At 72.4% G+C, this 1,656-nt stretch carries 1 protein-coding gene; it reads left to right on the top strand.

The genetic code is table 11. The annotated features are described in order from the left end of the window. Window positions 1–1,588: PEP-utilizing enzyme (locus QH283_RS01245; protein WP_280501177.1), on the top strand; the 1,588-nt coding region annotated here is incomplete at its 5' end. Window positions 1,589–1,656: the final 68 nt, after the last annotated feature.

Genomic DNA, 1,656 nt, shown 5'->3' on the forward strand with positions numbered 1-1,656 from the left:
CCCCCCCCCCCCCCCCAAAAAATACACCCCCACAACCACCAACACCCCCCACAAACCCAATACCACCCCCCCCCTCCAAACGCCCCCCCCCCCCCCCGGCGCCGCGACATCGGCGATCGACCTGATGGGCGGCCTGGCCGACATCAGCCACATGGCGCTGCAACGGGCGATCCTCGGGCTGCACGCCACCGCGCGCGAACACGGCCTCGACAGCCCGGCATGGGACGCCGCGCTGGCGGAGTTCCTCGCCGAGCAGGGCTTCCACGCCGACGCCGAACTCGATCTCACCTGCCCGCGCTGGTCGGAGGCGCCCGAGCGGGTCAGGGCGATGATCGCCGCCATGCTCGAGCACGGCACCCCGCCCGCCGACCCCGACGTGACCCTGGTCGAGCAGCGCAGACGTTACGAGGACGAGCTGGCCGCCGTGCGGGCCAGGGTGCGCGCCACCCCGCTGACCCGGTGGAAGTTCGCCAAGGCGGTCGACAAGCACGTCGACCGGATGCGGCGCTACCTGGTGGCCAGGGAACGGATGCGCGAGTTCTCCTCCCAGTGCTATGCCGTCGTGCGGGCCTACGTGGTGGAGGCGGGCGCGCGGCTGGCCGCGGCGGGTGTCCTCGACGACGCCGACGACGTCTTCCAGCTGACCATCCACGAACTCACCGACCTGGTGGCCGGGCGCGTCGGCATCGCCGATCTGAGCGGCGAGATCGCCTACCGGCGGGCCATGTACCAGGGTTACCGCGACCTGACCCCGCCGCACGAGCTGGGCGGCGGCGTGACCGTCGGCGCGGTCCGCGAGATCGGCGAGGGTGACCTGAGCGGGCTCGGGTGCAGCCCCGGCGTGGCCGAGGGCGTGGCCAGGGTCATCACCTCGCTCGCCGACATCGACCGGCTGCGCGAGGGCGACATCCTGGTCACCCGCTTCACCGATCCCGGCTGGACGCCGGCCCTCGGGCTGGTCGCCGCCGTGGTCACCGAGGTCGGCGGAATGCTCTCGCACGCGGCGGTGATCGGGCGCGAGTACGGGATCCCCGCCGTGCTCAACGTCGCCGGGGCCACCTCCGCCATCCGATCCGGGCAGCGCATCCGCGTCGACGGGTCGACCGGTGTGGTCACCGTCCTGTCGCCTGCCGACGAAACCGCCCAGGAGGCAGCGGCTTCCGGCGCGGAAACCGAACCGACGCCCGCGCGGCGCCCCGCACCGAAAGGCGATGATCCCCTGACCGCACGCAAACGCCTGATCTGCATCGCGGGAGGCGACGGCTCGGGCAAGACGACGCAGGTGGCGCGGATCGCCGCCGAATTCGAGGCCCGCGGCCAGTCCGTGGCCGCGGTGACCATCTGGGACGCCTTCCTCGACCCGAAGGTGTCCTCGAAGCTGCCGTGGCGCGAGCCCTCGGAGATCTACGGCTACCTGAGCATGCTCACGCCGCTGAGCCGGGCGCACTTCCTGTTCCACGCCATGCAGTTGTCGCTGGATCTGGCCGCGGCCCGCGGCGCGGACATCGTGCTGGCCAACGCCTACTGGTACAAGTACTACGCCACCGAGGTCGCCCACGGCGGCGACCCGGCCGTGCTGCGGCAGTAGACCGCGGGCTTCCCACAGCCGGACCGCACCATCTAACAGGCCGTCTCCCCGGCCGCCGCCCTCGGCCG

This window comes from Nocardia farcinica (assembly GCF_029867845.1).
GTDB classification, from domain to species: domain Bacteria; phylum Actinomycetota; class Actinomycetes; order Mycobacteriales; family Mycobacteriaceae; genus Nocardia; species Nocardia farcinica_A.